Consider the following 24,428-nt stretch of genomic DNA (forward strand, 5'->3'; position numbering starts at 1 on the left):
GGCTGCAACTGTCCAGGCGTGAGTCAGGCCAGGGTGAGGAACTCCTCCTTGACCCACCGCTGCTCGGAGCCGATGCGGCACCACCCGTCCTGTCGCTCGTGCACGAAGACCTCCTGCCCCTTGCTCAACCACGCGAGCTTGGTGAAGGTGGCCGCGGGACCGTTGCGCACGTTGAGCGTGTCGCTGCGAACCGTGGCCCGCACCACCGGCGTGACGAAGCGCTCCGATACCCACTCGTCGCGCCCCGCCGAGATCTTCACCCACCCGTCGCGCGACTCGAAAACGCGCAGCACGCTCCCCAGCCGCACCGTGTTCACCTTGTCGAACGAGGTGCCGGGACCGGAACGCACGTTGAGCGTTGGCGAGTTGACGCTGCCATACGTCATCCCCGCCGGCGGTTGCGGTGGCGCAGCCCGCCCCGGCATGGCATTGCGCACGAGCGGATAGAACGAGCGCTGCGCGTTCTCCACCATGTTGCCGCCAAAGAAGGCGGTCCCCGGACACGTCTTGGTGTTCCCCGCGCCGTTGGTGCGTGCGCCGGTGTCCAGGTGAAACCAGTGATGGTACACCACGCGATCGGCGTTGACGGGGATCGCGAAGCGCTTGCATACCGCGGCGCTGAACCGGATGATCGTGTCGCGATGCGCCGGCGACATCCGGTCACGCCCGGTGTCGAAGTTGCCCAGGTGCTCCACGCAGATGGCGTTGGCGTTGTTCCCCTTGATGCACGCCGGCGTTTGCTCCAGCGATCGCCCCGTCATCACCATCCCATCGGGAAAGGTGGTGAAGTGCTGCCCGATGTCGCCCCAGCCATTGTTCACCACGTGATGGTGCTTCATCCCCTGCTGCAGCTCGAAGTGGTTGCCCCCGGAGAACGACCGATAGTTCGGCGACCACGTATGGTGCTGCTGCAGCGTGAGCACCGTGCGCGCGAGTTGCAGCCGCGCGATCCAGCCCTCGAACTCGGCGAGGGTCATCAGCGTGAACCCAAAGCGTGTTTGCATGGCGGGACACTGCACGGCGCGCCAGCCGCCAGCAAGCGGCCTCGGGCATTTGCCGACCCGTCAGGCGTGCGACGGACGGATGTCGACGGTGATGTTGCGCCAGCGCCCCTGGCGGAAGCGCCAGATCGAGAGCACGCAACGCGTCACGTGGCCGGCCAGGATCGCGCGCCAGATGTCCCACGGGTCGAGCGTCGAGACGCGCTGCACCACCCAACAGATCCCCAGCGGGATCAGGATCTGCGACACGATGGAGATGTAGAGCGGCGAACGCGTGTCGCCCGTCCCCTGCAACCCGCCGGTGTACGTGAGTGCCACGGCGATGAAGACGCCCGAGATGCTCAGGTAGCGCAGCAACTGTACTCCCAGCGCCACGACCTCCGGGTCGTTCATGCCGAACATGCCGAGCAACTGTCGCGGGATGAGGACGAAGAGGAGGCCGATGAGCGACGCCCCCACCGCGGCGATGCGCGCGGCCTCGAAGGCCGATCGTTCGGCGCGATCCGCATCGCCGGAGCCGAGGCTCTGCCCCGCAACGGTCGCCACCGCCCCCGTGAGACCGGTGGCGGTCCACGTGATGAACGAGAAGAGCTCGGTGTACGCCACGGCGTACGCGGCCTGCGCCTGCCCGCTCACGGCTAACGATCCGATGAAGCCAAGGAGCATCACGCCGCCCACGTTCATCGCCACCCCCTGCACGCCGCTGGGCAAGCCAAAGCGGAACAGCGCGCGCACGATGTCCCACTCGATCCGGAACCCCTCGCCGCGCGGAAAGCGCACCACCCACGTCCCGCTCCAGAGCTTGTACGCCGAGTAGAGGGCAATGCTCCCCGTGGCAATCGCCGTACCCATCGCCGCGCCCTTGGTCCCGAAAGCGGGAATGGGGCCGAGCCCCTGGATGAGGATGACGTTGAACGTGATGTTGAGCGCGGTGAGCGCGATGCCTAACCGCAGCGGCGTGCGGGCGTCGCCCGCGGAGCGCAGCGCCCCGCCCACCATGTAGAAGAGGAGCATCCCCACACCAAAGACGAACATGATGCGCAGGAACGGCAGCGCCTCGGCGCGCACGTTGGGGGCGGCGTTCACCAGCGAGAGGAGGTGCGGCGCCGCGAAATACCCGATGGGAGCCAGCACGCCGAGCGAGAGCCCGACCGCCACCAGGAACGCCTGCAGCACCGTGCGGTTGACGCGCTCCACGTCGCGCGCACCGGCAAAGCGCGCCACCAGCACGCTCATCCCGATGAAGAGCGACGAGATGAAGGCGATGACCACCAGGTAGATCTGGAGCGAGACGCCGATGGCGGCGTTGCCGGCGTAGCCGACAAAGTGCCCAACGAGCGCGTGGTCGATGACCCCCTGCAACCCACCAATGACATTCTGCAGCATGGTGGGCCAGGCGATGCGCCAAACCGCGGGAAGCAGCGGCCCCTCGACGATGCCACGGTCAAAGGCGTCCTTTCCGCGAGCCGCGGAGGTCGACGGTGCGCTCATGAGGAGGGGGGCGCCAGCCGACCGTTACTGCGCGCGCTTGCCGGTGAAGGTGGCGCTCCCCATGCCGCCCATCTCGAGCGTCCCCTTCATGTTGTCCTTGTCGACCAGGACGCCGCTGAACTCGAAGTCGGGCATCCCATCGGCCCCCTTCATCGCGAACTTGATGGTGTCGCCCTTCACCGTCCCTTCCACGGCGCGCGACCCCAGGCGCTGCGACTCATACGTCCCGGTGACTTTCTCCCCCTCCTGCTTGAGCGTCACGGTCGGGTAGCCGGTCCCGTTCTCGGTGGTGACGGCAAACGACCACTTGCCGGTAACATCGATCGCCTTGGCCTGCGCCGCGATCGAGTCGGGAACGGTACCGGCGAACAGGAAGGCAACGAGGGCGAGGAGGAAGCGAAGGCGCGTCATGACATGAGGCGTGCAAAGGTGAATCGGGCGCAGCAACGGCGGTGAGTCGTGCCCGGGAATGCTAACCGCGTGTACGGAGTGCGCACTACAGGCCATCCACTACAGGCCCCACCCATGAATGGTCGCGCGCGGGACGAGACGTCGCAGCCAGGCGCCGCTAGCCGCTCGAGATCGCATGGACCGCGCGCCCCGCGACCGATGTCTCCACGACGCGAATGTCCTTGATGGTGGTGGGATCGACGTCGTGCGGATCGTTCTCCAGCACCACGAAGTCGCCCCACTTCCCGGCGGTGATGGATCCCTTGGTCGACTCCTCGTACGACGCGTGCGCGCCATGGATCGTCGCGATGCGCAGCGCCTCATCGACGGTGACCTTCTGGTTGGCCCCCCATTCACGCGCGCGATAGTCGCGACGGGTCACCATGCTCTGCAGCGCCATCAGCGGCTCGAAGGGGCCAGGGCCGTAGTCCGACGCCCCCGGGACGACGATCCCCATGTCGAGGAACGATCGGTGGGCGAACATCCAGCGCATCTTCTCGTCGCCGTACGCGCCCCACTTCTCGCCATGGTAATAGATGTAGGTCCAGAACGGGGTGGGAATCGACCCGGTGGACTTGATGCGTCGCAGCAGCTCGGGGTTCACGAGCGAACAGTGCTCGATGCGGTGACGGCGGTCGGGGTGCGGCCAGCGCGCCAGCGCGCGTTCGTAGGCGGTGAGGACCATGTCGATCGTGACATCGCCGTTGGCGTGGATCCCCACCTGCCAGCCGTTGGTGTGTGCGTCGTCGACGGCGTCGTGGATGTCGGCCTGCGTCATGGTGAGGATGCCGTGGTCGTTTGTCCCGACGTACGGGGTGCTCATGCGCATGGTGCGTTCCGACGCCGAGCCGTCGGCGGCGTACTTGACCCCGCCAATGCGAATCCATTCGTCGCCGAAACCGGTGCGTATGCGGGCATCGCGCAGGCGACGATACGGCTCGCCTGACGAGACCATGAGGTAGGCGCGGTGTCGCAGCTCGCCGTCGGCGCGGATGTCCTCGTACGCCTGCAGGTCCTCGCCGTCGGCCCAGAGGTGGTGGACGGAGGTGAGTCCGGCGGCGGCGAAGAGGCGTGACATGTGGCGCATGCCCTGGCGGGCGCGCTCGCGCAGCTGCGCGGGCGTGAAGCGTTCGCGCGTGCCGACGCTGTCGAAGACGGCGCGCGCCAGTTCTGCCACGCGCCCGTTCGGCTCGCCGTTGGCGTCGCGGAAGAAGCGGCCGTGCGACGGATCGGGCGTGTCGCGCGTGATGCCCGCCAGCCGCAATGCGGTGCTGTTGTACCAGCTCGTATGGCCGCCGCGATGGTTCACCGACACCGGGTGGTTGGGCACCGCCTCGTCGAGGTCGCGCCGGTGCAGCGGGCGCTCATCCTCCAGCTTGGTGTCGTCGAACATGTAGGCGTTGACCCACTGCCCGGCCGGCGTCCGGGCCGCCTTGGCCGCCAGCGCCGCCTTGAGCGCGGCGATGCTGCGCAGGTCGCCGTTCACCTCGAACAGCTCGTTGACCCCGCCCGGGTGGCAGTGCGCGTCGATGAAGCCGGGCGTGACCGTCATCCCCTTCGCGTCCAGCACCTGCGTGCGCGCGGTGGCCACGTTGCGGATGTCGTCGTTGCGCCCGACGGCGAGGAACTTCCCGTCCTTCACCGCGAACGCCTCGGCGCGTGGCTGCGACGGGTCGCTGGTGAGGACGCGCGCGTTCACGACGATGCGATCGGCTTCCACGCCGCTCCCCCGTGCCTGCAGCGGGGCGCGTGCCGGCGTGGCGCGCGCGGGCCAGGCGAGCGCGCGGCGCGGAAGCGCGGTGGCGCCGGCCAGGAGCGCCGACAGCGAGAGAAACTCCTTGCGTGTGAGGTCACGCGCCATGACGGGCTCCGAAGGGAGGAGACGCGAAGCTCGCACCGGTGGGACCAACTGGCGAGGGGGGAGCCTGGCGCGGCGGCCCGCTCCAACCCTAGCCACCGCACCACGCGCGCGAGAGTTTGGGGCGCCCGCCGCTCCCTGTCTCCCCGCATCTCCTTCCGTCGACATGCTCTCCGTTCGCAACCTCGTGAAGGTGTATCCCGGTCCGGTCGCTGCCCTGCAGGGTATCTCCCTCGACATTCCGAGCGGGATGTTCGGCCTCCTCGGCCCAAACGGCGCGGGGAAGACGACGTTCATGCGGATCCTGGCTGGTGCCCTCGAGCCAACGTCGGGATCGGTCTCGCTCGACGGCATGGACACGCTCGCCAACCCCGACGCGCTGCGTGCCTCGCTGGGGTACCTGCCGCAGGACTTCGGCTTCTTTCCGCACCTGAGCGGGCAGGGAATGCTCGAGTACCTGCTGCGGCTCAAGGGGGTGACCGGAGCTCGCGGCGTGGCGGCGCTGGCGGGCGAGCTGCTGGAGCGCGTGAACCTCGCGCATGCCGCCAGGCGCAAGGTGAAGGACTACTCGGGGGGCATGCGCCAGCGGCTCGGCATTGCCCAGGCCATTGCCGGCAATCCGACGTTGGTCATCGTGGACGAACCGACGGCGGGGCTCGATCCCGAGGAGCGCCTGCGCTTCTACCGGTTGCTGGCCGAGCTGGCGCAGGATCGCACCGTGCTCCTCTCGACGCACATCGTCGAGGATGTCGCGGTGCTCTGCCGCCGTTTTGCCATCATCCGCGGCGGCCAGGTGGTGGCGCTCACCTCGCCGCACGAGGCGAGAGCGCAGCTGGCGGGGAAGGTGTTCGAGGGCGACGTGTCACCGGAGCAACTGGAGCAAGTGCGCGCCACGCGCCGCGTGACGCAGGCGGTGCTTGTCGAGGGGCGCAACCGCGTGCGCATCTTCGAGGAGAGCGGGGTGTGCCCGGATGGGTTCGAACCGGTGGTGGGAACGCTCGAGGACGCGTACTTCCTCCTCATGCGTGGCGGCGCCACGGACGCGGGGCGCGCGGCATGAGTGCCAGCCGCCTGCTCATCGTCGCGCGTGACGAGTTTCACCTCACGCTGCGACGCCCGATGGTGTGGACGTTGATCGTCCTCCTCTTCCTCCTGAGCTGGGGGCTCTCCGAAGGGGTGGTGGGGGTGGCCATCGGCTCTGGCGATGCGTCGGTGGGCGGGAAGCGCGTCTTCCTCACGTCGCAGTTCGCCATCACGCAAGTGATGGCCGTCTTCGTCTTCATGTTCTACACCTTCTTCGTGTCGGCGGCGGCCGGCCTGTCGGTGATCCGCGACGACGAGTCGCGGGTGCTCGAGGTGCTGATGTCGACGCCGCTGCGTCCGGTGGAGTATGCGTGGGGGAAGTTTGCTGGCGTGACGGCGGCGTTCCTGGTCGTTCTCGTCCTCCACATCGCATGCCTGGTCGTCTTCCTGTCGTTGGTCCCCAACGCCGACATGATCGAGGCGCGGGGACCGTTCGCGCTCTCCAACTACCTGGTGCCGGCGCTGGTGATCGCGGTGCCGAGCATTGTCTTCGCGGCGGGCGTTGCGTTCGGTGTGGGAACGGGGACGCGCCGGGCGATCCTCGTCTTCGTGGTTCCGATCGCAATGCTGATGCTCGGCGCGTTCCTCCTCTGGAACTGGTCGCCCTCCTGGCTTCCCGAGTCGACCAATCGCCTGCTGATGTTCCTCGACCCGGCGGCGGTGCGCTGGCTCAACGAGACGTATCTCGAGGTTGACCGGGGGGCGACATACTACAACTCGCAGCCCGTCGGGTGGGACACGCTCATCGTGGCCAATCGCCTCTTCTGGTCGGGGCTCGCGGTGGTGGCAGCGTGGTCAGGCATCCGGCGCTTCACCGCCACGGCGCGCACCTCGCACCGCGTCACGGCGCAGCAGGTACAGGCAGCGCTGGCGGCGCCGGCCGCTCCGGCGGCGCCGCCGCCGGCGAGCACGCGCCTGCTCTCGACGCTGCAAATGGTGCGGGAGCCGTTAGGCGCGGTGGCTACCGCATTTGGCGGTGCCCGTGCCGAGGGGCGCGAACTCGCCTCGCGGGCAGGGCTCTACCTCTTTGTCCCGCTCATCGTCGTCACGATCGTGAACGGCGCCTCGGTTGCCCTGGGCGCGTTCGACACCCCGCTCCTCCTCACCCCCGGGCAGCTCGCGTCGTCGCAGGCGCAGCTCATGGCGGTGTATGTCTCGCTCCTCCTCGTGTTCTACGGCGTGGAGAGCATGGAGCGCGAGCGCGCCACGCGCCTCAACGCCATCCAGGACACCCTGCCGGTCAGGACCGGGGCGCTCCTCCTGGGCAAACTCCTGGCGTTAGGCATCGTGTGGCTCGTGGTGGCCGTCGCCTCCATGATGGGGGCCGCGGTGCTCATCCTCGTGCAGGGTCGCGTCCCATTCTCCTTGACGCCGTTTGCCATCCTGTGGGGGCTGCTCTTCCTCCCCACCTTCCTGGCCTTCAGCTGCTTCTGCGTTGCCGTGTGGTGCGTGACGCGCAACCGGTATACCACCTACGCCCTCGCGCTGGGCGCACTGGGGCTCACCCTATGGGCCGACCTCACCGACCGCATCACGTGGTTGAGCAACTGGGCGCTGTGGAGCGGGATCAAGTGGACCGACATCGGCCCGCTGGAGTTCGACCGACAGGCGATTGTCCTCAACCGCCTGTTGTGGCTGTCGGTCGCGGTGGCGTTCTGGCGCCTGGCGGTGGCGACGTATCCGCGCACCGCGCGCGATCCGTTGGCAGTGTTGCGCGTCTTCTCCTGGCGCGGGCTGGCGCGTGCGCTGCGTGGCGCGGCCCCGTGGCTCGTGGCGCCGGCGCTGCTGGCGGCGCTCACCTTCCGCGCGGTCCAACTCGGCCCGGACGGCGCCGTCGCCGAGAAGGCGGGAAAGGACTACTGGAAGAAGAACCTCGCCACCTGGCGCGAGGCGTATTTCCCCTGGCTCAAGGCGGCCGACGTCGACATCGAGATCGAACCCGCCGCGCGCCGGTTCAGGGTGAAGGGATCGTACCTCGTGATGAATCATCGCGACACCACGCTGCGAAGCCTCGCGATGACCGTGGGCCGCTGGACGAATGCCCGCTGGACCATCGATGGCGACTCGGTGCGTCCAGATACGTCGACGCGCCTCTACGTCTTTCGCCTCGCGCGGCCGCTCGCCCCGCACGATTCGGTGCGCATCGGCTTCTCCTACAACGGTGATGTATCGGCGCCTTCGAAGGGGAGTGGCGGCGCGCCGGAGTTCATCGTCCCGTCGGCCGTGGTCATGACCGCATTCGGCCCCAGCTGGTTTCCCATGTTAGGCTACGTGCCCGACCTGGGAACCGACGAGGACAACACGTTCGAACCCCGGCAGTACCCTGAGGACTGGTACGTCGGGACCACGCGCTCGCTGTTCGGCAGCCAGTTGCCGATGACCGTGCGCACGCGCATCACCGTCCCGGCGGGCTGGGTGGCAAACGGTGTCGGCGAGCTGGTGAGCAGCACCGTGATCGACGGGCGCCGCACGGCGACGTGGATCACCGAGACGCCGGTGATGTCGTTCAACGTCGTGGCCGGCGCGCTGCTCGAACGACGCGGCGAAGGAACGGCGCTCTACTACAACGCCCAACATCCGTACAACATCGACGAGATGATGCTGGCGCTGAACAGCGCGCGGCGCTGGTACGGCGAGTGGTTCGGCACCTTTCCGTGGAAGCTCCTCAAGGTCACCGAGTTCCCGAACCTTGCCGGCTACGCACAGGGCTTTCCCACCAACATCACCTTCTCCGAAGGAATTGGTTTCCTCACCAAGAACGACGCGCGCACCAACCCCGCGTTCATGGTGACGGCGCACGAGATCGCGCACCAGTGGTGGGGCAACATGCTGCAACCGGGCTACGGCCCCGGCGCCAACCTGCTGAGCGAAGGAATGTCGCACTTCTCCACGATGCTCCTCGTCGAACAGGTGAAGGGGTTCCGGGGCGGGCTGGAGCTGCGCAAGGGGCTGGAGTCGCGCTGGGCAGACGGGCGCCGCGCCGACGCCGAGCGCAAACTCTATCTCGTCGATGGCTCCAAGGCCGGCGACGGAGTCGTCACCTACGAGAAGGCGGGATGGACCTTCTGGATGCTCGCCGAGCGCATGGGGCGCGACAACGCGACACGCGGCATGAAGGAGTTCATCGCGAAGTTCCGCGGCAGCGAGGACCACGCCGCACTCCAGGACCTGACCGCGCACCTGCGCGCCTACACCCCGGATACCGCCGCGTACGACGACTTCCTGCGGCAGTGGTTCGACACCGTGTCGGTGCTGGAGTACCAGGTACCGCGCGCGACCACACGGCGCGCTGCAGCTGGCGGCGACTGGGAGACGACGGCGCTCATTCGCAACGTGGGAAACGCGCGCATGCCAATCGACATCGCCGTCACGCGCGGCGAGCGCTATGCCAACGACACCACCGGGACGCCGGCGCCCGGCTACCAGCAGGCCATCACCCGCGTGACCGTTGGCGCCAGGGACTCGCTGTCGGTGACGCTGCGCTCGCCGTTCGAGCCGGAGAAGGTCGTCGTCGATCCCGACGTGCGCCTCCTGATGCTCCGTCGGAAGCTCGCGGAGGCGAAGGTGACCAAGGGGTAGCGATCGCCCGGCGCCACGCGTAATTCAACCATTCGACCGGACGTCCATCGTCAGCGGGCGCCGGGCCCATGCTGCCTTCCTCCTCGCTCCGCCCTTTCATGAAGAAGTACCTCCTCATCCTCGCGGCGGCGGCGCTCGCCTGCTCCCGGGGTTCCGACTCCGGCTCGTCGCCCTCCGTCTCCGGCGCCGACATGGCACGCATGGAGGCACACGCCCAGGCAGTCACCATCACGCGCGACGACTGGGGCATTCCCCACGTGAAGGGGAAGTCGGACGCCGACGCGGTCTTCGGCGTCATCTACGCCCAGGCCGAGGACGACTTCAACCGTGTGGAGACCAACTATCTCGTCTCGCTCGGCCGGTTGGCCGAGGCAGAAGGCGAGACGGCGCTGTATCGCGACCTGCGCCAGCGCCTCTTCATCGATGCCGACACGCTCAGGGCGCAGTACGCGCGCGCCGAGCCGTGGCTCAAGTCGCTGATGGACGCCTGGGCCGATGGACTCAACTATTACCTGGCGAAGCATCCCGAGGTGAAGCCGCGCGTCATTACGCACTGGGAACCGTGGATGGCGCTCTCGTTCAGCGAAGGGAGCATTGGGGGCGACATCGAGGACATCTCGCTTCGGGAGCTGCAAGCGTTCTACGGCAAGGGCGATACGACGCGAAAGAGCGCCGCACTCCCCGCGCACGATATGCAGCTGGCGGCGCTCGAGGATCGCGTCGAGCGCGAGCCTTCGGGCTCCAACGGCTTCGCCATCGCCCCGTCCAACAGTGCCTCGAAGAAGGCGCTGCTGTGGATCAACCCGCACACCTCGTTCTTCTTCCGCGAGGAAGCGCAGATGACGAGTGATGAGGGGCTCAACGCCTACGGCGCCATCACCTGGGGGCAGTTCTTCATCTATCAGGGCTTCAACGAGAAGGCGGGGTGGATGCACACCTCCAGCGGCGCCGACGTCACCGACGAGTGGGCGGAGACAATCCTCAAGAACGGTGACACGATCACCTACGAGTACGGGAACGAGCAGCGCCCCGTGACGACGGCGACGATCACGCTCACCTACAAGGATGCGGCCGGCCCCGCCACCAAGGACTTCACCGTCTACCGCACGCACCATGGCCCCATCGTGCGCGAGAAGGACGGGAAGTGGATCGCCTTCAACATGATGAACGAGCCGCTCACGGCGCTCACGCAGTCGTACGCGCGCACCAAGACGAAGAACCTGGCCGAGTTCAGGAAGGTGATGGACCTGCACACGAACTCGTCCAACAACACGCTCTTTGCCGACGCCGACGGGAACATCGCCTACTTCCACGCCAACCACGTGCAGAAGCGCGACCCCAGGCTCAACTGGGAAAAGCCGGTGGATGGCAGCAACCCGGCCGCCGAGTGGAAGGGGGTGCACAGCGTCGACGAGAGCCCGAACGTCTTCAACCCGCCCAGCGGGTGGGTGCAGAACACGAACAACTGGCCCTTCTCCGCCGCGGGCCCCAACAGCCCGAAGCAGAAGGACTACCCGCGCTACATGGAGACCTACCCGGAGAATCCGCGCGGCGTGCACGCGGTGATGGTCCTCAAGGACAAGAAGGACTTCACGCTCGAGACGCTGCGCGACGCCGCCTTCGACTCGTACCTCCCGGCCTTCGCCGACCTGATCCCCGGGCTGGTGAGGGCGTATGACGCCGCGCCGGCGGGCTCGCCGCTCAAGCAGAAGCTCGCCGAGCCCATGGCGCAGTTGCGCGCGTGGGACTATCGCTGGGGTGCGACCTCGGTCCCGACCTCGCTGGCCGTGTACTGGGGCGAGGAAGTGTGGCGCATGTCGCGCGCCGACGCCGAGAGCGAGGACATGTCGGTGTACGACTACATCGCGAGGAAGCTCACCGGCGCGCAGAAGCTCGCCGGGCTCGGCGCCGCCGTCGATTCGCTCACCGCGGACTTCGGGACGTGGAAGACTGCATGGGGCGACATCAACCGCTTCCAGCGTCGCACTGGCGACATCGTGCAGCCGTTTGCCGACAGCGCGGCGAGCATCCCGGTCCCGTTCACGTCGTCGCGCTGGGGCTCGCTCGCCTCGTTCGGTGCGCGCCCCTATCCGGGGACAAAGAAGTGGTACGGCACCAATGGCAACTCGTTCGTGGCCGCGGCGGAGTTCGGCGACAGCGTGCGCGCCATCGCCATCACCGCCGGTGGCGTGAACGGTAACCCGAAGAACAAGCACTTCAACGACCAGGCGGAGCGCTATGCCGCCGGCAACCTGCGCCCGGTATACTTCTACCCGTCGCAGCTGCAAGGACACACCGAGAAGACCTACAAGCCCGGACAGTAGGCCATGCGCCGCCTCAGACTCGAAGCCGCCGTCCGCGCGGGCGGCGTGCTGGCCAGCGCCGTGCTGGCGTGCGCCGCCATCGCGTCGCCCGCGCGTGCCCAGGGGACGACGCGCTCGATCTTCAACGGCAAGGACCTGGGCGGCTGGCACGTCGACGTCCCCGCGCTCGACAGCAACCCCAGGGCGCCCAACCCGTTCGTCGTTCGCCACGGGATGCTGGCCACGTTAGGCGAGCCGCAGGGGCACCTCATCACCGATGCGAGCTATCGCGACTATCGGCTGGAAGTGGAGTACCGCTTCCCGGGCAAACCGGGGAATGCGGGGGTGCTCATCCACGCCTCCACGCCGCGCGCGCTGTACCGGATGTTCCCCAAGTCTGTCGAGGTGCAGATGGAGAGCGGGAACGCCGGCGACTTCTGGTGCATCGTGGAAGACATCACCGTCCCCGACATGGTCAAGCGGCGCGGCCCCAGGAGCGAATGGGGAATCACCGAGGGAAAGGGGCGTCGCATCGTGAACCTCACCGACGGCGCCGAGAAGCCGTTAGGCGAGTGGAATCGCATGGTCATCGAGGCACTCGGCGGCGAGGTGAAGGTCTGGGTCAACGGGACGTTGGTGAACCACGGCACCAACGCCACCGCCCGTCAGGGACAGATCGCCGTGCAGTCGGAGGGCACTCCCGTGGAGTTCCGCATGCTGCGCCTCACGCCGATCAGTGCGCTGTCTGCCAAGGCTCCCTGACCCGACCGCCATGTCATCGCTCGATCGACGCGAGTTCCTGGGTTCGGTGGTGGCGGCGAGCCTCGCGACCGGGGCGGCCGCCGGCGCCGCGCACGCCGAGCCGGTGGCGCGCGTCCACGCGCTGTTGAGCGCCGACGGCGTCACGCGCACACTGGCGCGCCACGTGGTTGGCGCCTCGTACGACACGCTTCCCGACGCGGTGCGCCAGGAAGCGCGCCGCACCCTGCTCAACTGGACCGGATGCGCGATTGGCGGGTCGCGGCACGAAACGGTCGATACCGCCATCGCCGCGCTCTCGCCCTTTTTCGGTGCGGCGCAGGCTTCCCTGCTCGGCCGAAGCGAGCGCGTGGATCTGCTGCACGCCGCGCTGCTCAACGGGATCGCGTCGCACGTGCATGACTACGACGACACGCACCTCAAGACGGTGATCCACCCCGGCGGCCCCGTGCTGTCGGCCCTCCTGGCGCTTGCCGAGTATCGCCCGGTCTCGGGGCGTGACTTCCTGAATGCGATGGTGCAAGGTATCGAGGTCGAGTGCCGCATCGGCAACGCGGTCTATCCTGATCATTACGATCGCGGCTGGCACATCACGGGGACGGCCGGCGTCTTCGGGGCGGCGGCGGCGTGCGGCAAGCTGCTCGCCCTCAACGAGCAACAGATGACATGGGCGTTGGGGCTGGCGGCGACGCAGCCGGTGGGATTGCGCGAGATGTTCGGCTCCATGACCAAGCCGTTCCATCCGGGACGCGCCGCGCAGAACGGGCTCACCGCCGCGCTCCTCGCATCCAAGGGCTTCACCAGCACCGAGGTGGGGCTCGAGGGGAAGTGCGGATGGGCCAACGTCACCAGCACCAAGCAGGACTATCGGGAGATCACCGGGGAACTGGGGAGCCGCTACGAGCTGCTGCTCAACACCTACAAGCCGTTTGCCTGTGGTATCGTCATTCACCCGGCCATCGACGCCTGCATCCAGCTGCGCAACGCCCACCGCCTCACGCCGGAGCAGGTGGAGCGCATCGACCTGCGCGTCCATCCGCTCGTGCTCGAGCTCACCGGGAAGAAGACGCCGCAGACAGGGCTGGAGAGCAAGTTCTCCGTCTACTTCGCGGCGGCGCTGGCCATTGCGAAGGGTTCGGCGGGGATCCACGATTTCAGCACCGTGAACGCACGCGACCCGCGCATCGTCGCGTTGCGCGACCGGGTGACGGCGACGGCCGATCCGTCCATCAAGGAGGAGCAGGTGCGGGCCACCATCACCCTCAGGGACGGACGCACGCTCGAGCAGTTCATCGAGCACGTGGTGGGAAGTGTCGAGCGCCCCATGTCCGACGCCGACCTCGAGGCCAAGTTCCTCGCCCTCGCCGAGGGCGTGATTCCGGTGGCGCAGTCGCGTCGCGTGATGGAGCGATGCTGGAAGGTCGACACGCTTGCCAGCGCGGCGGAGCTCGCGACGGCGGCACGGCGCAGCTAGGGGGTACACCATGAGAATCGTCGGCGGCAAGTTTGCAGGGCGCGACCTCACCTCGCCGGCCGATCGGCACGTGCGCCCAACGGCCGAGCACATGCGCGGGGCGTTGCTTGATCTGCTGGAGCCGGAGCTTGCCGAGGCGCGCGTCCTTGACCTGTACGCCGGAACCGGCGCGCTCGGCATCGAGGCCATTTCGCGCGGCGCCGCGTCGTGCGACTTCGTCGAGTGGCGCCCCACGTCGCTGTGGGCGCTCAAGAGCAACGTCAATCGCTTCAAGCTCAAGGGGCGCACGCGCACCTTCAAGCACGATGCCATCCACTTCACGCTTGCGCTCGAGGAAGGGCGCTACGACCTCGCCTTCTGCGACCCGCCGTATGAGTCGAAGCAGCTCGACTGGATCATCCGCCTGTGGGAGGAGAAGCGCTTCGCGCGCATCCTGGCGGTGGAGCACGCCCTGACGCACATCCTTCCGTCGGGGCACTCATCGATCACGTCGGGACTGACCTGCTTCACCATCTATCGCGATGCGGCGTCGCTGGCGCTGCCCGACGCGCCGCGCCCCGTGGCGCGCGTGGTCCCCCTTCCGTGGACACTCGAGGAGAGCTCGCGCCCCTCGCGCCCCTCGCGCCCAACGCGCCCGTCTCGGACGTCGCGCTCCCCGCGCCGGCCGCCGCGCGCCTAACGCGGAAGCGCGGGGCGCGTCAGCGGGCGATCGATGGCCCGCGCCAACTGCTGCGCCACGTGCTGTGGCCCGTGATGCAGCCAGACCGGGGACAGGAGCACCAGGCGCCCATCGCGCAGGCGCAACGCCGGACGATAGATGTCGCCCCCCTCATCGTCCTTGGCATGGTCGAGTTCCACGGCGTCGACCACGTCGACCGGAAACTCGATCGTCTCGCGGACGCCAATCCCCAAACGCTCGATGCGCCACAGCCCTGAGGCCTGGTCAAGCACCGCCTGCGTGCGCGGGGATCGCCAGCAGACCCACGTCCCGGCGACCAGGGCCACGAATCCCGCGGTTGCCCCGCCCAGGCGCTCCATCGCCACGCTCCCCCCCACGTCGGGCGACACGGCCAGCGACGCCACCATCGCGACGATGCCAACCGCGATGAACAGCCCGCCGAGAATCCAGTGCATTCCCGGCGTGTGGACGAGTGTGATGGTGCGGTCGACGTTGGTATATCGCATGAGTCGTCCAGATGACGTGTGCAACACCGTTCACGTCACCATCGAGCGGCGCACTGACGGTCGCGGACGCAACGCGTACCGCTCTCCGTCGCGCGGATGAGAGCTTTCCCATCCCGCGCGTGTGACGATCGCCACACCGCGTCACGCGTGCGGTTCACTCCGTTACGGCGTGGGCGGCGGGATCGGCGTGGACCCCAAACCAGCGGTGGTCATGCGCCGTGGGGTAGCGCCTCGCCTAGCCGGTGTTGCGCAGCCCGGCCGCCACGCCGTTGATGGAGAGATGGATGCCGCGCTTCACGCGGTCGGGGAGAATTGCACCTGTCGACTCGCCAAGGCGATAGCGGCGCATGAGCTCCACCTGCAGGTGGTTGAGCGGATCGATGTATGAGAAGCGATGCTCGATGGAGCGGGCGAGCGCGGGATTGGAGGCGAGGCGCGTTGCCTCGCCGGTAATGAGGGCGAGCATCTCGCCGGCGCGGCGCCACTCGCCCTCGATGCGCGCGAAGATGCGCTCGCCGAGCGCGCGATCCTCCACCAACTCCACGTAGCGGCGGGCGATGCCCAGGTCGGTCTTGGCAAGGACCATGTCGAGGTTGGAGAGGAGCGTGCGGAAGAAGGGCCACCGCGCGTACATGCGGCGCAGGAGGGCAAGGCGCTTCTCGCGCCGCGCGGGGTCAGCATCGAGGAAGGTGGCAACGCCGGAACCGAAGCCGCACCATCCGGGGAGCGCGACGCGGCACTGTCCCCAGGAGAAGACCCACGGAATGGCGCGCAGATCGTCGATGGCGCGCGATGCTTTGCGCGACGACGGGCGCGACCCGATGTTGAGTTCCGCGATCTCGCGAATGGGGGTGGCGCTGAAGAAGTAGTCGGCAAAGCCGGGCGTCTCGTACACCAGCGCGCGATACGCGGCAAACGACGCCGCGCTGACCTGCTCGGCCGCGTCGCGAAAGCTGCGCGGGAGGGCGCGCGCCGGCGGCAGCAGCGTCGCCTCCAGCGTGGCGGCGACGAGCGTTTCCAGGTTGCGACGTCCGATGTCCGGGTTGGCGTACTTGGAGGCGATGATCTCCCCCTGCTCCGTCAGCCGCAACTGCCCGTTCACCGTTCCTGGTGGCTGCGCCAGGATGGCCTCGTAGCTCGGGCCGCCGCCACGCCCCACGGTCCCGCCACGCCCATGGAACAGGCGTAGCGTGATGCCGCGTGTTGCCTCACCGTCGCGAAAGAGCGCGGCGAGGTCGGTCTCGGCCTTGTACAGCTCCCAGTTGGAGGTGAAGGTCCCGCCGTCCTTGTTGCTGTCGGAGTAGCCGAGCATGACCTCCTGCTCGCTTCCCGAGGCGCGCATCATCGCCGCGATGCCGGGAAGTTCGTAGAAGTCGCGCATGATGGCCGGCGAGCGTTGCAGGTCGCCGATGGTCTCGAAGAGCGGGACGACGATGACATCGGTCCGCGCCCCGCCCCCGAGCGTCCCGTGCAGGAGCCCCGCCTCCTTGAACAGGAGCAGGACCTCGAGGAGGTCGCTCACGTCCTCGGTGTGGGAGATAATGTACTGGCGCAGCGCCGCACGTCCGAAGCGCGCGCGCATCGCCATCGCGGTCTCGAAGATCGCCAGCTCGCCGACGGTCGACTCGCTGTAGGGCGCGCCACGCACGCGGAGGCCGCGCGCGTCGTTGAGGCAGCGCATGAGCAGGGCGCGGCGCGCCGGCTCGCCTAACGCGGCGTAGTCGTCGTGCAGCGCGGCCACGCGCAGCAGCTCCGCCAGCGTCGCCTCGTGGCGGTCCGAGCTCTGGCGCAGGTCCACCGTCGCCAGGTGGAAGCCGAAGACCTGCACCGCCCGGACGAGCGGCGCCAGCCGCAATGGAACGACCGGATCGGCGTGATGCGCGCGCAACGACGCCTCGATGGCCTGCAGGTCGGTGAGGAACTGGTCGGCGCTGTCGTAGGGCTCGGCGGCGGCGACCGCCTGTCGCAGCGCCACCGCCCCGGTGAGCGCGGTGAGCGTGGCGGCCAGGCGCGCATACATCCCGATCAGGGCGCGACGGTAGGGCTCGTCGGAACGATGCGCGCTGGCGTCGCCGGATCGGTCGGCCAGCGCCTGCAGCGCAGGCGTCACCTCGGTCAGGAGCGTCGACATCGACAGCTCGGCGCCCAGCGCATGCACCTCGTCCAGGTACCAACCAATGGCCGTCTGACCCTGGCGCTCGAAGGCGCGCTGCAGCGTCTCGGACGTGACGAAGGGATTGCCGTCGCGGTCGCCGCCAATCCAGTTCCCCATGCGAAAGAAGGTCGGGATCGCCTCTCCCGGCATCAGCTCCTCCAGCGCGCGGTACATCCGCGGAACCTCGCGCAGGAAGGTGGCGTGGTAGTACTGCAGCGCGTTCTCGATCTCATCGGCAACCGTTAGGCGCGTCAGCCGGAGGATGCGCGTCTGCCAGAGCTGCGTCACGCACCCCTTGAGCCGAAGCTCGTTGTCGGCGCGGTCGCGAGCCGTGAGGAGCGATTCGCGCTGCGCGACCAGCTCGGCAATGGTACGCTCGGCTGCCAGGATGCTCTGCCGTTGCACCTCGGTGGGATGCGCCGTGAGCACCGGCGAGATGCAGGCCGACTGGAGCATTCGGGCCACGCGGTCATTCGCGACGCCGGCCCCCCGCAGTCGGCGGAATGTCATCGCCAGCGACCCTTCCTGCACGTCCCCCTGCCGCTCGTGGTGCAGCCGGCGGCGCACGAAATGACGGTCTTCGGCGATGTTGGCCAGGTGCGAAAAGAAGGAGAAGGCGCGAATGACGCTGACGGTCTCGTCGTTGGTGAGGTTGCGGAGAATCGAGTCGAGCGAAGCGCCCGCCGCTGCATCGCTCTTGAGGCGATAGGCAACGGAGAGTTGGCGCACGCGCTCGACGAGTTCGTACGCCTCCGTTCCATCCTGTTCGCGGATGACGTCGCCCAGGATGCGCCCCAGGAGGCGGATGTCCTCCATGAGCGGACGGTTCTTTTCTGCGGCGAGCGCAGCCCTTTCCATGGGAGTACGCATGTTTGCGACCGGGGGCGCAACGTGTTGTTATATCAATACTTGGCGACGGACGAATGACGCCGGCCGCGAGACTCGGCCGGCTCTCCAAACCGAGGGTTCGCCCCTTTGGCCACCGTTAGGCCGACGCGCCAATCCTCGCCGCTCGCCGCCTGACGAGTTTTCCACATCTGCCGACAGAGCCCGACGGCGTGCCGTCAAGCCCGCCAGCGCCTAACGAAGTTCCGCCGCCAGCGCGCGAAGGAGCGCGTCGACGTCCTGCTCGGTGTTGAACAGGTGTGTCGAGATGCGCTGGCCGTTGAACCAGTTGCCCGGCACCACCTTCACTTCCACGCGGTGCTTTGTCCGCAACCGCGCGTGCAGGTCGCCGGCTTTCACCGCATCGGGAAGACGATAGCTCAACAGTGGCGAGGCGGTGGGGCCCGCTCCGCCGCTCACGATCGTTACCTGCGGCAGCGATCCAAGCGCGGCGTGCAGCCGTGCGCGCAGTGCCAGGTTGTGCGCCTCGACCTTCGCCATCCCGATGGTGGTGAGGTAGTCGATCGCCGCTCCCAGCCCGATCACGCTCGGGATGGACGAAACGCCTGACGAGGCCGAGTAGCCCGCACGCCCGCTCTGCAGCGCCACCGGGTCGATCCGTGCGCCAACCTCCTCGCTCAGGTAGAGCAGCCCGGTCCCCTTGGGCGCCAGCAGCCACTTGTGCCCGCTCGTGGCGTACGCGTGGCATCCGAGCGCCTTGAGGTTGACCGCAATGGCACCGACCGCCTGCGCCCCGTCCACCACCGCCAGGCACCCGTGTTCACGCGCCAGTTGCGATAGTTCGGCGACAGGCATCCGTAGCCCGGTGGAGCTGAGCAGGTGCGAGAAGGAGAGGACCTTGGTATTCGGCGTGATGGCGCGCAGGAAGCGAAGGACGATCGCCTGCGTGTCAGTCTCACCGGGTGCAATCGGGACGACGTCGAGCCCGATGCCGAACTTGCGAACGGCATAGTCCCAGCACACGCGTCCGCCGGGATGCTCCTGGTCGGTAGTGAGGACGCGATCACCCGGGGCGAGCCCCAAGCCCTGGGCGATCCAGTTCATTCCTTCGGTGGTGCAGTTGGTGAGGATCATCTCCTCGGTCTTGCACCCGAGAAAGGTGGCGGCCTTGGCGCGCACGTCATCCAGCGCCTGTTCCAGCGGGCCGTAGCCCTGCGCCGCCGGATTGCTCTCGAGGGTAGTCCACGCGCCGAGCGCCTTCTCCATCACCGGGCGCGGCGTGGGGCCCAGGGAACCGGTCTGCAGGTAGGTGAGTCCGGGCTCGAAGAGAAAGTCGTTGGGGGCGAGCGCGAGCCCGCGCGACGCGCCGTCGTGCGATCCGCCGAGCGCCGGAACGCCGCGAGGAGCCACATGTCCCTCAAGCGACATCGCCTCGGCGAGCGGAATCGGCGCCATGAGCGCGGCCGAGGTAACGCCAACGCTGCGCAGGAACTCACGACGAGATGAACCGGGTTGCGACATTCCAGGTTGGAGCGACGGGGATGCAGTGCGGAGGTGTGGCCGATGCAGGGGTCGCTCGCGACCCCTCGGCCCCACTACCGCCTCAAGCTGTACGCCCGCGTCCGCCGCCGCCATGCGCGCGTCATCGTCTCGCCCGGCACGGCCCCGGCGCACCCTTCGTATCTTCGAGCAGTCCCACCGCTGCGCCAGGGCAAGGCACGGCGCGTTCCGCTCCACTCGTTCCAGCCCCCGCCATGGACATCACCGCCCTCACGATCCCCGGCCTCTACGACTCGTCGCCCGAGCACTGGCAGAGCATGTGGGAGTCGCGCGACGCGACCATCCAGCGCGTGGTGCAGTCGGAGTGGGAGCTGCCCGAGCGCGCCGATTGGGTCTCGTGCCTGGACGCGGCAATCATCGGCGTTAGGCAGCCGGTGGTGCTCGTGGCACATAGCACGGGGTGTCCGCTCGTGGCGCACTGGGCGGTGTCGGCGTCGCCGCTGCGGCACCTCAATGTGCGAGGGGCGTTGCTGGTGGCGCCGAGCGACCCCGACGGACCGAACTACCCCGCCGGGCCCACCGGCTTCTCGCCCGTGCCGATGATCCGCCTCCCCTTCCCTTCCATCGTGGTCGGCAGCAGCAATGATCCGTACTGTGCTGCCGAGGTTGCACGGTCGTATGCAACCGCGTGGGGGAGCCGCTATGTGGAGGTGGAGGGGGGCGCGCACCTCAACGCCGACGCCGGCTATGGGGAGTGGCCGGCGGGGTGGGGGTTGCTCGAGGAGCTGCGCGCGGCGCCGGTGCCTGACGAGTGGCTCCCGTCGTGGCTGGGCGATGAAGCGTCGCTCGACGCCTTTCTGGCGTGCTTCTTCGACGGGAGCTTCCCGATTGCCTGGTGGACGCATGGGGCGCACGTCGGAATGGCGGCCGCGGTGCTCTGGTCCACGCCAATCCCGCGCGCGCTGAATCGGCTTCGGGACGCCATCAGGCACTACAACACGAGTCAGGGCGGGCACAACACCGACAGCAGCGGCTATCACGAGACGCTGACGCGCCTCTGGCTGGGGGCGATTGCCGCGTCGATGACCACGCTCCCGGCGGAGTGCTCGCGACTGGAGGCGGTGCGGCAGATGTACCGGGCCTATGCGCGTCGCTCGGCGTTCTTTCGCGATTGGTACTCGGTGGAGCTGCTCAAGTCGTTGCCGGCGCGGCGGGGGTGGATGGCGCCGGACCTGGAGTTGACGGGGATTGCCGGCTCGGTGTTCGCGCCGCACACGGAGCACTAAAGGCGCGATGTCGCAGCTCGCCGCTTCGCGTGATGAGAAGAGCGGTTTCAGGCGAAGCGGCGAAGGAGCGAAGGCACCAGCGATAGACGCTGGGGCGGTGTGCGGGGCCGCCTAACGCCCCGGGCGGTAGCGGCGGATGGTGGTGCGTTCGACGTCGGCGGCGGTGAAGGCGACGGGCTTCATCTCGCCACGGGCGAACATCGCGGCCTGGTCGGCAAAGAAGGGAGATTCGGGGCGCGAGCTTTCGCCGTAGGCCAGCACCGACACCGCGCGAGGGGTGGGGGTGAACTCGACGGCGAGGACCCAGCCATCACCGCCGCGCGCGATGCGCTTGCCGTCGGGCGCATCGCTGTACTGCAGGACGCGGAAGCACCCCAACGCTCCCGTGCAGCCGCCGACCGGAACGTCGACGTTTCCGCGGCGCACGCGATGCACATCGCCCCAGGCGACGTCGGCGCGACCGTAACGGCGCACCGTTTCACCCACGGCCCACGCGAAGTCGGCGGCGGCGCGCGCCGGGTCGGCGAGTCCCGACGGCGTGTCGTTGGGGCGCGCCGACGTCCACGGCGTGGCGAAGGTGCGCCGCTGGCGTTCGGCCATGGGGAGCCCGCGCATTGTCTCGCCCCCTTGCAGGTGACGGGTGAACCAGGCTTCGAACAGGACGCCGCCGCGCGAGGCCGGGGCGGTGGTACGGTCCCACCGCGACAGCATCGCTGCCGCATCGGCAACGTCGGGGGCGGGGTTGGACGCACGCACCGCGGCCAGCAGGTCGTCGGTGAAACGCTCACCGACCAGCATGCGATACGAGTGCTTGAGCGCCACGACATCGTCCAGCGTCATCTTCGGCTTCGCCGTCACCAGGCGAAGGGCAAGCTGCGTGCGGAAGCCTAACGCGGGGCGCGAGAAGTTCGACGGCCAGCGCGTGGAATCGATGATGGCGTTGAGGTTGGTGTAGTGGAACGGGTCGTTCGATTGCTGGATGTAGCCGCCGGGCGGGTTAAGCAGTTGCGGGAGCGAATCGAAGGGGACCATGTCGCGCCACATCTCGACCGAGGTGCGCACCGGGATGGCGATCGAGTCACCGCCCGACGGATGCGGCAACGCCGGCACCGTGGCGTTCCAGACGTAGAAGATGTTCCCGCGCGCATCGGCGTACGTGAAGTTCGACGTGGTGTGCGCGCGCAGGCGCATTGCCTCCTTCCACTCGTCGAGCGTGCGTGCGCGCATCAGGCGCAGGAACTGCTCTCCCTTGCGGAACTCTCCCTCCGACGGCCAGCGCACGACGTACACCTTGCCGTTGGCCCGCTCCACCACCGGCCCCACGTGCGTGCGCCACATCGTGCGCACCTCGCTCGAGAGGCCGGCGCCGTTGCGAAACTCGGCGACGACGTCCACGCGCTGCAGCGGCCGGCTCTCGCCATCCAGCAGGTAGTGGTCGACCTGCGTGGTGTCGACATCCAGGGCGTAGAGCGCCTCGTTGTCGGTGTTGTTGTTCGTCGTTGCCCATCCCAGCTCGCGATTGAAGCCGCCCACGAGCAGCGACGGATTCCCGATGCGGAAGTCGCCGTAGAAGTCCATCACGCCGGGAATCGTGACCTGCGCCTCGTAGTAGCCAGCGGTCCACTCCAGGTGCGGATTGCGCAGCAGGATGGTGCGCCCCGACTTCGTGCGCGACGGGGCAAAGGCCCAGGCGTTGGACCCTTCGCCTTCCCGCTGCAGCGAATCCTGTCGAGCGCGCTCGCGGCGAGCACGCGCGCGATCGGCGAAGGACTGCGCCGCGTTGGGGACGGCCTCCTCCATCCAGAGCGCGGCGACGTCCTCACCGGTGAAGTCGGTCGGCATCCACATCGGCATCTCGCCGCGGTGCTGCCGCACGTAGTCGTTCACGCCGGCCGCAAAACCGTGGTAGGTGGCGCGCGTCTCTTGTTGCAACTGCCGGAATGTCTCCGCGGCGCGCTGGTGCGCGAGGCGGGCCTCGAAGTCGCGCTCGAGCGAGTCGCGCCCGTAGTAACGCCCCAGGTGCCCGCGTGCGCGCACCAGTCCCAGCGCCACGCGATCGCCGTAGTCCTCGAGCTGCACCCACGCCATGGCGTAGCCGAACGCACCAAAATCCTCGGCGCGAATGTGCGGGACGCCGTGCGTGGTGCGGAGAATCTCGACCCGATCGGCATACGGGCGCGACGGTTGCGCCGCCGCCGCGTGCGCCACAGCGACGATCATTCCGCCCAGTGCAAGTGCGCGCTGCATCATTTCGGTTGGGTCGCCTTCCACGCCGCGAGCACTTCCGCCTCGCGCTTCATGTCGAGTCCGTTCACCTCGCCGCGCAGCGTGCGCGCCTGCTCCTCCGCCGGCCGCGTCTTGTGCCAGTCGAGCGTGTCCTTCGCCGTCACCGCCATGGACCGGAAGGTGAGCCCGGCGGCGATGGCCTTCTCCGCCTTGCGACGTTGGTAGCCAGCCGTGGCGCCGTATGGCGGTTGCCACACCGTCATGTGCCGCCACGGGCGAACACCTTGCGCCTGCAGGAACTCCCACGGGACCCAGGTGAAGTGCGCCCCGGCCGTCGTCACCGCCTTCACGCCGTACAGCATCTCGGCAATCGTCATGGGATGCTGTGGCCCCACGGCGTTGTAGGTGCCGAAGGTGCGCGCCTCGGCCACACGCACCGTCCACTCGGCAAGGTCGCGCGAGTCGATGAACTGGCACGGATCGTCCGGCTTGTCGGGGGCGAGCACTTCCCCGCCCTGGTCGATGCGCGCCGGCCAGTAGGTGAAGCGGTCGGTGCGATCGAGTGGCCCGACGATGAGGCACGGACGAATGACCGTGTGCATGTCGGGGTAGTGCGTGGCGACCTCCTGCTCGGCGCGTGTCTTGAGCGCGCCGTAATATCGGGACGAGTGTTGCGGATCGAGCGTATACGGATCGACGCCGTCGGGCATCGGCGTGGTCGGCGAGCTTTCATCGATCCCGATCTGGCTCTGGTCGCGATAGACCGAGGTGGTCGAGACGAAGATGTAGTGCTTCGTGTTTCCCTTGAGGTACTGCGCCGCGTTGCGCACCCACGCGGGGAAGGTCGTGGGATTGTCGATCACCACGTCGAACCGTTTCCCCTTGAGCGCGCTGGTGTCGCTGTTCAAGTCGCCGATGAGTTCCTCGGCCACCTTTCCCTTGAACATGCCGGGGCGCGTCTTGTTGCGGTTGAAGAGCGTGACGCGGTGCCCGCGGGCGATGGCATACTCGACCTGCTCGGGGCCGGTGAAGCCGGTGCCACCGAGGATGAGCATGTTGAGCGAGGCCGGGGCGCGCCCGACATCGCGTCGTTTGTCTTCGAACGCGCGCGAGGCTGCGGCGCTGGACGACGCGGGGGCGAGTGCCATCGCACCGCCGATGACGGCACTCGTCTTGAGAAATGAGCGGCGACTGCTCATGGATCGACTCCGCACGGATGGTGGGCGCAGGGG

General features: G+C 68.2%; 16 protein-coding genes. 7 read left to right on the top strand and 9 right to left on the bottom strand.

All coding sequences use genetic code 11. The features are described from left to right. Positions 1-23: 23 nt before the first annotated feature. The 4 genes from IT359_15705 to IT359_15720 all read right to left on the bottom strand — a co-directional run bounded on the left by IT359_15705 (position 24) and on the right by IT359_15720 (position 4,803). Positions 24-1,004 (bottom strand): SH3 domain-containing protein, encoded by a 981-nt coding sequence (locus tag IT359_15705; GenBank protein MCC6930431.1) that lies wholly within the window; start codon positions 1,002-1,004, stop codon positions 24-26. A gap of 60 nt (positions 1,005-1,064) precedes the next feature. Further along, entirely contained in the window at positions 1,065-2,492 is a 1,428-nt protein-coding gene (locus tag IT359_15710; protein MCC6930432.1) for an MATE family efflux transporter, read from the bottom strand. Between the two features lie 24 nt (positions 2,493-2,516). Further along, positions 2,517-2,903 (bottom strand): hypothetical protein, encoded by a 387-nt coding sequence (locus IT359_15715; GenBank protein MCC6930433.1) that lies wholly within the window; start codon positions 2,901-2,903, stop codon positions 2,517-2,519. Positions 2,904-3,060: 157 nt separating this feature from the next. Continuing rightward, complete coding sequence (locus IT359_15720) at positions 3,061-4,803, bottom strand: amidohydrolase (protein MCC6930434.1); 1,743 nt, start codon at positions 4,801-4,803, stop codon at positions 3,061-3,063. 163 nt (positions 4,804-4,966) lie between these two features. Between IT359_15720 and IT359_15725 the strand changes: the two genes are divergently transcribed. The 6 genes from IT359_15725 (at position 4,967) to IT359_15750 (ending at position 14,677) form a co-directional block, all read left to right on the top strand. Continuing rightward, entirely contained in the window at positions 4,967-5,860 is an 894-nt protein-coding gene (locus IT359_15725; protein MCC6930435.1) for an ATP-binding cassette domain-containing protein, read from the top strand. Further along, positions 5,857-9,462 carry an ABC transporter permease gene (locus IT359_15730; GenBank protein MCC6930436.1) on the top strand — a complete coding sequence of 1,202 codons (3,606 nt, stop codon included), beginning with the start codon at positions 5,857-5,859 and terminating at the stop codon, positions 9,460-9,462. The genes IT359_15725 and IT359_15730 overlap by 4 nt, the downstream gene beginning before the upstream one ends. A 98-nt stretch (positions 9,463-9,560) precedes the next feature. Further along, positions 9,561-11,786 (top strand): penicillin acylase family protein, encoded by a 2,226-nt coding sequence (locus tag IT359_15735; GenBank protein MCC6930437.1) that lies wholly within the window; start codon positions 9,561-9,563, stop codon positions 11,784-11,786. A gap of 3 nt (positions 11,787-11,789) precedes the next feature. Further along, positions 11,790-12,527: a DUF1080 domain-containing protein gene (locus IT359_15740; GenBank protein ID MCC6930438.1), complete on the top strand. Its 738-nt coding sequence runs from the start codon at positions 11,790-11,792 to the stop codon at positions 12,525-12,527. A gap of 10 nt (positions 12,528-12,537) precedes the next feature. After that, a complete protein-coding gene (locus tag IT359_15745; protein MCC6930439.1) occupies positions 12,538-13,998 on the top strand; it encodes an MmgE/PrpD family protein in 1,461 nt (486 codons plus the stop codon). Between the two features lie 10 nt (positions 13,999-14,008). Next, a complete protein-coding gene (locus IT359_15750) occupies positions 14,009-14,677 on the top strand; it encodes an RsmD family RNA methyltransferase (GenBank protein ID MCC6930440.1) in 669 nt (222 codons plus the stop codon). Here IT359_15750 and IT359_15755 read toward each other — a convergent pair. The 3 genes from IT359_15755 to IT359_15765 form a co-directional block, all read right to left on the bottom strand. Beyond that, entirely contained in the window at positions 14,674-15,183 is a 510-nt protein-coding gene (locus tag IT359_15755) for a hypothetical protein (protein ID MCC6930441.1), read from the bottom strand. The genes IT359_15750 and IT359_15755 overlap by 4 nt on opposite strands. A gap of 235 nt (positions 15,184-15,418) precedes the next feature. Then, a complete protein-coding gene (ppc, locus tag IT359_15760; protein MCC6930442.1) occupies positions 15,419-18,208 on the bottom strand; it encodes a phosphoenolpyruvate carboxylase in 2,790 nt (929 codons plus the stop codon). Between the two features lie 210 nt (positions 18,209-18,418). Then, entirely contained in the window at positions 18,419-19,705 is a 1,287-nt protein-coding gene (locus tag IT359_15765; GenBank protein ID MCC6930443.1) for an aminotransferase class V-fold PLP-dependent enzyme, read from the bottom strand. Between the two features lie 233 nt (positions 19,706-19,938). On the opposite strand from IT359_15765, the gene IT359_15770 reads away from it, so the two are divergent. Continuing rightward, positions 19,939-20,970 (top strand): alpha/beta hydrolase, encoded by a 1,032-nt coding sequence (locus IT359_15770; GenBank protein ID MCC6930444.1) that lies wholly within the window; start codon positions 19,939-19,941, stop codon positions 20,968-20,970. Positions 20,971-21,081: 111 nt separating this feature from the next. Here the strand turns inward: IT359_15770 and IT359_15775 are convergent, their stop codons facing one another. Together IT359_15775 and IT359_15780 are read right to left on the bottom strand one after the other, a co-directional pair. Continuing rightward, the gene (locus tag IT359_15775; GenBank protein MCC6930445.1) at positions 21,082-23,220 is read right to left on the bottom strand and encodes a penicillin acylase family protein; all 2,139 of its coding nucleotides are present in this window, start codon (positions 23,218-23,220) and stop codon (positions 21,082-21,084) included. Beyond that, positions 23,217-24,395 (bottom strand): NAD-dependent epimerase/dehydratase family protein, encoded by a 1,179-nt coding sequence (locus IT359_15780; protein MCC6930446.1) that lies wholly within the window; start codon positions 24,393-24,395, stop codon positions 23,217-23,219. Before IT359_15780 ends, IT359_15775 begins: the two co-directional genes overlap by 4 nt. Between the last annotated feature and the right edge of the window lie 33 nt (positions 24,396-24,428).

It is taken from the genome of Gemmatimonadaceae bacterium (assembly GCA_020852815.1).
Taxonomy (GTDB): domain Bacteria; phylum Gemmatimonadota; class Gemmatimonadetes; order Gemmatimonadales; family Gemmatimonadaceae; genus SCN-70-22.